7 protein-coding genes and 1 pseudogene are annotated in these 7,801 nt (G+C 32.1%); 3 read left to right on the top strand and 5 right to left on the bottom strand.

The features are described from left to right. Positions 1-12: 12 nt before the first annotated feature. The 4 genes and pseudogenes from SULYE_RS04140 to SULYE_RS04130 all read right to left on the bottom strand — a co-directional run bounded on the left by SULYE_RS04140 (position 13) and on the right by SULYE_RS04130 (position 2,771). Positions 13-699 (bottom strand): transcriptional regulator, encoded by a 687-nt coding sequence (locus SULYE_RS04140; RefSeq protein WP_007546808.1) that lies wholly within the window; start codon positions 697-699, stop codon positions 13-15. Between the two features lie 49 nt (positions 700-748). Next, on the bottom strand, positions 749-1,237 hold the full coding sequence (locus SULYE_RS08545; RefSeq protein ID WP_007546806.1) for a CZB domain-containing protein: 489 nt from the start codon (positions 1,235-1,237) through the stop codon (positions 749-751). 67 nt (positions 1,238-1,304) lie between these two features. Next, a pseudogene (locus SULYE_RS08785) lies at positions 1,305-1,710 on the bottom strand (methyl-accepting chemotaxis protein); the annotation flags it as partial. A 548-nt stretch (positions 1,711-2,258) separates the two neighbouring features. Next, positions 2,259-2,771, bottom strand: a complete 513-nt coding sequence (locus tag SULYE_RS04130) for a PAS domain-containing protein (RefSeq protein ID WP_007546799.1) — start codon at positions 2,769-2,771, stop codon at positions 2,259-2,261. A 292-nt stretch (positions 2,772-3,063) separates the two neighbouring features. Here SULYE_RS04130 and thyX point away from each other — a divergent pair, with 292 nt between their 5' ends. The 3 genes from thyX to mazG are packed head-to-tail and all read left to right on the top strand — an operon-like array spanning position 3,064 to position 6,397. Further along, complete coding sequence (thyX, locus tag SULYE_RS04125; RefSeq protein ID WP_007546797.1) at positions 3,064-4,047, top strand: FAD-dependent thymidylate synthase; 984 nt, start codon at positions 3,064-3,066, stop codon at positions 4,045-4,047. Then, positions 4,040-5,620 (top strand): ABC1 kinase family protein, encoded by a 1,581-nt coding sequence (locus SULYE_RS04120; RefSeq protein WP_007546796.1) that lies wholly within the window; start codon positions 4,040-4,042, stop codon positions 5,618-5,620. The genes thyX and SULYE_RS04120 overlap by 8 nt, the downstream gene beginning before the upstream one ends. Before the next feature lie 12 nt (positions 5,621-5,632). Beyond that, positions 5,633-6,397 (top strand): nucleoside triphosphate pyrophosphohydrolase, encoded by a 765-nt coding sequence (gene mazG / locus SULYE_RS04115; RefSeq protein ID WP_007546795.1) that lies wholly within the window; start codon positions 5,633-5,635, stop codon positions 6,395-6,397. A 157-nt stretch (positions 6,398-6,554) separates the two neighbouring features. Here mazG and SULYE_RS04110 read toward each other — a convergent pair whose 3' ends face one another. Next, positions 6,555-7,619 carry an AI-2E family transporter gene (locus tag SULYE_RS04110; RefSeq protein ID WP_232178578.1) on the bottom strand — a complete coding sequence of 355 codons (1,065 nt, stop codon included), beginning with the start codon at positions 7,617-7,619 and terminating at the stop codon, positions 6,555-6,557. Positions 7,620-7,801 lie beyond the last annotated feature (182 nt).

Below are 7,801 nucleotides of genomic sequence, written 5' to 3'. Positions count from 1 at the left end.
TCGTAGTCTCTTTTAAGATTCTACTTCTTTAACAATGCTTTGTGTTTCATTCAGTAAGCTTTGAAACTGGTTTTGAATATAGATGTCTAAAATGATTTGATTAATAAGTGTTTTTACAGAGTTGTATACTGCTAACGCTGTATTTTTTGCGTTTAAAGGTATAATTTTTTGTTCTATCAACCTTTCGGCTGTTACATCTTTCATTGATATCATGTAGTATTTTACATTTCCATTTTTATCAGCAATCACCGACCTGTCTGATTGAATAATAGTGTTTCCTACTTTTATATCTGTATTTCTTTTTACTTCTCCGGGCTTTAAAGCTTTTAAAAGCTGTTTTATCCTTTCTGGGTCTTTGTGAAATATATGTATAGATTTCCCAATAATATTGTTTGAGTTTATTTCTACTCCCAGATTAGACTTTATTTCTTGCGATATTTTGTCTATAATCTCTTTTCCTTTTCTATTGACATAAACAATCTCATTGCCCGATTTTCCTTCTCTAAACTCTGATGTTGCAAAAAATACAGCTTCTTCAGATAGATTGTCTAAAGCCTGTTTAAGCTCAAGATACTTTTCCTCGTACTCATCACTGCCTTTTTCTAACTTAGATAATTCTTGTAGCTGTTTTTGGCATTCAGCAAGCTGTGCTTCAAGCTGTCTTTCTCTTTCTTTGTTTGATCCGCCAAATAAACCCATTGCTTACCTCCTTTTTTACGTTTCACGTTTTACGTTCAACGTTTCACGTTTAAAATTGTATTCCAAGCCTTCTCGCTTTCTCTTCAGCAAGTTTATCCATTTCTTTAAACAGTTCTTGAGATTCTTTTTCAGCAGTTTCAAAAGATTTAAATATCAGTTCTTTATGTTTTAATATATCTTTATTATTTTCTATTATTTCGACAACATTGTATAAAACATTGTGGAAGTTTGCATGATGCTTTTCAATCTCTTTAAATAATGTTAATTCATTGAATTCCCTAATACCATTGTCATAATACCATTTGCCAAACGCACAATTACGATGGTCTGTAAATTTAAATACCATTTTTTCTTGGGTTACGCTTGAGTAAACATTGTTTTTAAATATTATATGGTCTAATTTTTTAGAAGATAAGAATGCCTGAGTTGCTAAGACTTCTGTTAATTTTTCGTTGTTTAATGCTGTATCTTGGAAAGCTTTCAAGATATCTGTCATACCTGTGATTGATTTAGCTGAAGCTTGGGTTATTTCTACCATTTTTTCTGATTTGGCTAATGTATTCTTGCTTTCTTCTTGAAGTACAGCTATTGCTTGTGTACTTCTTCTGTTGCCTTTTGGGTTCTTTCTGCAAGCTTTCTAACTTCGTCTGCAACTACTGCAAAGCCTCTTCCCATCTCTCCAGCTCTTGCTGCTTCTATTGCTGCGTTTAAAGCAAGCAAGTTTGTTTGGTCTGCTATATCTTTAATCAATGAAACAACAACGCTAATATCTTCTGTTTTTTGAGCTAAATTTTGTATTACTCTGTTTGACTCTTCAATATTTTTTATTACCTGCGACAAGTCGTTAACTATCTTTTCTATCTCTTTATTTCCTTCTACCGCTATATCTACAGTTTTTTTACTTTCTTCTTTAATTAAAGAAAGTTTGCTTACAAGTTTGTTTAAATCTTCTGAAATAACTTTTAAATTGGCCTGTATGCCACCACCTATACGAGAAAGCTCTTCTATCATTTTTGTTTTTTCTATAAATCTGTCATTATTTTCAATGGCTTTCAAAGGAACGTTTAGCTTTTCAGCCACTGATTTAAACGTACCTGCAAAGCCATCAGTTATAACCTTTCTCCAGTATTTTCTCTTGGATGCATACTCTAATGGACTTTGAATTTCTCTTAAAAATACATCCACTTGGTCTAACAAATAATTCACATCATAAGCAAGTTTTAAAAGCTCACCGCCTTCTTTTTCTTTTACTAATCTTGACTCAAGGTCTCCCTTTTCTGCTCTACTTACAACATCGCTTATTCTACTAACAAACCCTTGAACTTTTTTAATGTTAACAAAGATATACCAAGCAGTTAAGAAGTTGATAATATTAAGGATTCTAATAAAATCAAATCCATGCTTGTAAACTTCAATTACAAGAGCAAATGTAAATATCCCTATAGACAGCATATTGGCATACTGTATTTTAGTTAACGAAGAAAGTTTGTGATTTGTCATCGATTACCTCCTTTTTTAACGTTTAACGTTAAGCGTCTCACGCTCAACGTCTCACGTAATTAATAGTTTTTAAAAATAAATTCTTCATAAGACATTCCAATTCTGCTGAGCGTTTCTTCAAGCTTTCTCATTCCTGCATCCAGCCCTTTTTGCTCTTCTTTTTTTAGCTCTTGGTATAATGGAATTATAACACTATTTAAAAACTCTCTATTTCTAACAGGTCTTCTGTCTGATTGATAACCAATAATTTTTCCTGAGCTGTCAAAGGTTGGAGTCACGTGTGCAAACACCCAGTAATAACTGCCATCTTTCGCCATGTTTTTTACATATGCAAAAATTTCATCACCTTTCTGTATAGTATCCCAAAGAAGCTTAAAAACAGTCCTTGGCATATCCGGATGTCTAACAATGTTATGATTTGCACCGATTAACTCATCCTCTGTGTATCCAGAAATTTCAATAAATACTGTATTTGCATAAGTAATAATGCCTTTTGTATCTGTCTTAGATACAAGAAACTTGTCAGACGGGACAGGCTTTTCAATTGGCTTAGGTTCAATCTTTGGTCGCATTAAATAATCCCTCCGTAAAGATTTCTTATCTCTTTTTTCGTCAATTTAATATAATAGTTTAGCAAAATTTTATACATCGTGTGAGAAATTCAGTAAAAGTAGGAGATTCTTCGCCGGCTGTAGGATGGCAAAGAAGGCTATCTCCGATGCTTATATTCAACCTTGGCTGTCATACTGAGGTCGTAAGACCGAAGGATCTCCTATTTAAGTTTTTATAAAAATCTCCAATTTCTCATCCAAGGTGTTTAAGTTAAAATATATACACTATAAATTACATCATTGGAGATAAAAAATGCTGCTTAATTTTTTCACTATAGAAGACTTTAAAGACAGCTTTCCATATACGGCTCTTGGGGCAAGGGTTTGTTATAACAGTGGAGATTTAAATTCTCTTTTAAACGACCCAAGGGTAGCAGAAAAACAAAAGAGAGCAGAATTTTTATCTAAGCTTGGAAATTATAAGCATTTTTCTGTTTTTGCCCATTCTTTTGTGTATAAAAAAGTAGGAGAGGAAAACGCTTTAAGGATTGGTGCTACCTATTTTAAAACCCACTATAACCCAAAATATCCGGATGTGATTGGAGTATCTTTAAGACACTATTTAGAAGAACTTTTAAAGGTTAATGAAAGTGGGTATTTTAAAGCTTTTGAAAAGCTTGCAGAATATGATACACCTGTTGACCCCATAGAAACTCGCACAGAAAATAATCTAACAGTTTCTCTTATAGGATTAAAAAAAGAGTATGACGGCTACGCCGTGTTTTTTATTGATGGAGTTAGTAGAGCTATGACCCATCAGTTAGTTCGCCATACTGCACTGAACTTTTCACAAAGAAGCCAAAGGTATGTAAGAGAAGATGAAAACTATACAGTCTTGCCACCATCTATTTTAGAATCTCAAGAAGAGATAGAAGTAGATGTTTCCGGAATGAATCAAACAATAGCTAAAATTTATGAAGTTTTAAAAAATCTTAAAGAAGAAATCCCTGAGCCTAAATTTTTAGAATCAAAATCAAAAATTAGAGCATATGAGCTGGCAAAACTACACGATGAACTGTCGCAATATATATATGATTTGCTTGTGTATGGTTATAAAATAAAAAGAGAGGATGCAAGATTTTTCTTGCCAACAGGAAGGAGAACAACAATCGTAGTTTCAGGAACGTTAAGTTGGATCAAAGACTTTATAGAAAAAAGAAACACACCCCACGCCCAATGGGAAATTAGAAATGTTGCTAAATTAATGAAAGAGATTTTGGATTCTCAAGGTGTTTAATAAAAAGCTAAAGCTTTACAAAAGATTTAAAGATATAACCTTAGAGTTATCAAAGCTTGGAATATACAATATCTATGATTATTTTAAAGCACTTTTTGGCATAGAATCAGACCCATCTCTTGGACCACAGAGAATTAGAGAAACCTTAGAAAAGCTTGGTCCTTCATTCATAAAGCTTGGTCAAGTGCTAAGCATAAGACCGGATATAGTCCCCCAGTCTGTAATCCTTGAACTTATAAAACTTCAAGACAACGTCAAACCTGTTGATTTTGAAATAATAAAAAACATCATTGAAAAAGAACTTAATCAAAAAATAGAAGAGGTTTTTACATACATAGACCCAAATCCTATCGGCTCAGCATCAATAGCACAAGTTTATAAAGGTGTTTTAAAAACAGGAGAAGCAGTAGCAGTAAAAGTAAAAAGACCAAACTTAGAAGAGCTGATATCCTTAGACGCAGAAGTATTTTACAAGGTCATATCTTTTTTAGAAAGGCATTCCAAAACTGTCAAAGACCTAAACCTAAAATCTGTCATCTATCAATATAAGTTTACAACCTTAAGAGAAGCAGATTTTGAGATAGAAGCATCTAACATACAGACATTTAGAAAAAACTTTGAAAATTTCAATGAAAAGTTTTACATACCAAAGTATTACCCGCAGTATTCAACAAAAAATGTATTGGTTTTAGAGTTTATAGAAGGTAAAAAGATAAATCAGATACAACTGACAACATCAGAAAAACAAGATATAGCAAGACTCATTACAGATGCTTACTATAAGATGGTTTTTTATGACGGCTTTTACCATGCAGACCCTCACCCGGGAAATCTACTGATAAAAGAAGACAAAACCTTAGTCCTTTTAGATTTTGGAATGGTAGGAACGTTATCGGAAGAGAAAAAGAGATTACTTTACGAGCATATATTTGCAGTTGTAAACAAAAATAAAACCTTAGCTATGAACTTTTACGAAGGCATGGGCATGATTAGCCCAAAAACAGACCTTGAGAAGCTTGAGAGCTTAGTAGAAGTCTTTATTGACAAATATCACAACAAGACACTTCAAAACATAAATCTAAAAGAGATGGTTTTAGAAATCATTGAACTTGTAAGAGAATGTAATCTTTACCTTCCTACAACCTTGGCATATCTTGGAAAGGCATCTATTGGACTTGATGGACTAATCCGATACTTAGACCCTCACTTTAACCCAACAGAAAGACTTACAAAATTCTTAACAAAATCAACAAAAGATTACATAAAAGAAAAGTTTGAAGAAGTTATGGATATAGCTAACTTTTATTACAACCTTTCATTTAAATTAGACAGAATAATAAAAACACTTAACATAGAAAGACTTACTTTTAGAGTAATTTTTAAAGACGTAGAAGAACTTCAAGAATTTTATAAAAATCAGATAAATAAAATCGTTTTGGCTATAATCTTTTTTGCATTTTTAGCTTCATCTGCGCTTTTTCATTTGTCAAATCAGCATAGTATAGCAAACTTAATGTTATATATTGCAGTTTTTATGTTTGTTATACTTTTATACAAAATCGTGAGACAATGAAAGGAGTTAACAATGGAATGCAGAGAAGAAGGAAAGAAGTTTCAAGAGCTTGTCGAGATAGTTCAAAGATTAAGAAAAGAATGTCCATGGGATAGAGAGCAGACAAATCAATCTATTAAAAATAATCTCATAGAAGAAGCTTATGAGCTGTTGGAAGCAATTGAAGAAAATGATGATGAAAAGATGATAGAAGAGCTAGGAGATGTTTTATTACAGGTTGTTTTCAACAGCCAAATCAAAAAAGATGAAGGTAGGTTTGATGTAGTTGTTGTAACAGATAGATTGATTAAAAAGCTTATAAATAGACATCCGCATGTTTTTGGAGAGTCAGAGGCTAAAAATGCCGAAGAAGTTTTAAAACAGTGGCATCAAATAAAACAAGAAGAAAAAAGCTCTATTTTAGAGGGAATTCCAAAAAGAATGCCGGCACTTTTGCGTTCTTATAAAGTTCAAGATAGGATGGCAAAGGTTGGATTTGAATGGGAAAACATAAACGATGTATGGGAAAAAGTCTTTGAAGAGATACAAGAGTTAAAAGAAGCCAAAACATACGAAGAAAAAGTTCATGAATTTGGAGATATTCTAACTGCACTTGTCAATCTTGCAAGATTTTTAAAAATAGACCCGGAAGAGGCACTTCATTTAGCAACAGACAGAAGCATAAGAAGATTTAATTACATTGAACAGAAAGCGAAACAGCAAGGTAAAAAGTTAGAAGAGATGAGTTTAGAAGAGATGGATAGATATTGGAACGAATCAAAAGGCGTAGTAGGATGAGACTGCTTGAAAAAATCCACACTGTCATTCTGAGCATCAGCGAAGAATCTCATGTTTTTCTTTTCAAGTCAAAAGATCAAAAATGAGATCCTTCGGACTTCGCCCTCGGGATGACAAGAAAAGGTAAATTTACAAAAATTTTGAAACACCCTATCCATTACTCATTTTCTATTCCATATCTCTTCTTATAAAGCATAATAAAAGCATCTATCAATGCAACGATCACAGGAGCAATAAAGATACCAAGAAATCCAAAGGTACTTAATCCACCAATAATAGCAAAAAACATTATCATTGGATGCATATCAATTTTAGTTCCAACAACTATAGGTCTGATAATATTATCTACAGTGCTAATTACAAAAGTTCCATAAAGAGTAAAAAGAATTCCTACTAAAAGACCTTTGCTGACAATAAGATAAATAGCTACCGGAACCCATACTAAGGACGCACCGCCAAAAGGAATGAATGCGGCAAAAAAGGTTAAAAATGTAAGAACAAGACTGTATTCTACGCCAGCAACTAAAAATCCAATTAAAGATGCTATAGCTTGAGCAATTGCTACAAATACAGAACCAAGAATTACAGCTTGAACTGCAGCATAAGAATTACTAAATAAGTAGTCTTTTTCTTCTTTTTCTAAAGGAATTATTGAATAAACCAAATTGTACAACTTATATCCATCTTTAAAAAGAAAGAAAATAGTTATAGCCATAATGAAAATAGCGATGAAAATCAAAATAATATTTGATAAAAATGTTTTTGCAAAATTAAACATAATTGCCGTAAATTGTTTAAGATAATTAATTATTGAATCATGGAAGTTGTTATCAAGCTTGTTTAGATAAAATTCTTGAAGTTTAAGATAAAGTTTATATAGATAAGGACTTTCTTTTAATTTTTCAACAATCAAGTTAGGATTTGTTATATAATCTGCTATCAGTGGATAGAGTTCTATGATTTCCTTTGTCAGAAAAAACAAAATCAAGCTAAATGGCAACAGCAGCGTAGTCAGTATTATAAATGTTGAGATTAGAGAATTTAAAACAGAATTTTTTACAATTTTAGAAATTTTTTGATGTATTGGATAAAAAATTACAACAAGCAAAATTGAAACTGTAATAATACCTATAAAAGGAGCAAAGATTAAATATCCTAAAAAAAGAAAAAGAAGAAAGGAAATAATGAAAAATATATTTCCTAACTTCTTGATATCATCCAACAATTAAAGTCCTTTAATATTTTTATTCTTCACCTTTCTTTAATGCACCACCTACAAACGCAATAATTCCTGTCAAAATTGTGAAAGCTGTCATGATTATAAACGCTAACCATGCTTCCATATCACACACCTGGTCAACCAAACTGTACAAAACTTGCACAGCTTGGGTCGGGATATTTATA

Origin of the sequence: Sulfurihydrogenibium yellowstonense SS-5 (assembly GCF_000173615.1) — a bacterium.
GTDB classification, from domain to species: Bacteria; Aquificota; Aquificia; order Aquificales; family Hydrogenothermaceae; genus Sulfurihydrogenibium; species Sulfurihydrogenibium yellowstonense.
The sequence above is the reverse complement of the archived record's forward strand: the minus strand, read 5'-3'. Positions and strand labels throughout refer to the sequence as shown.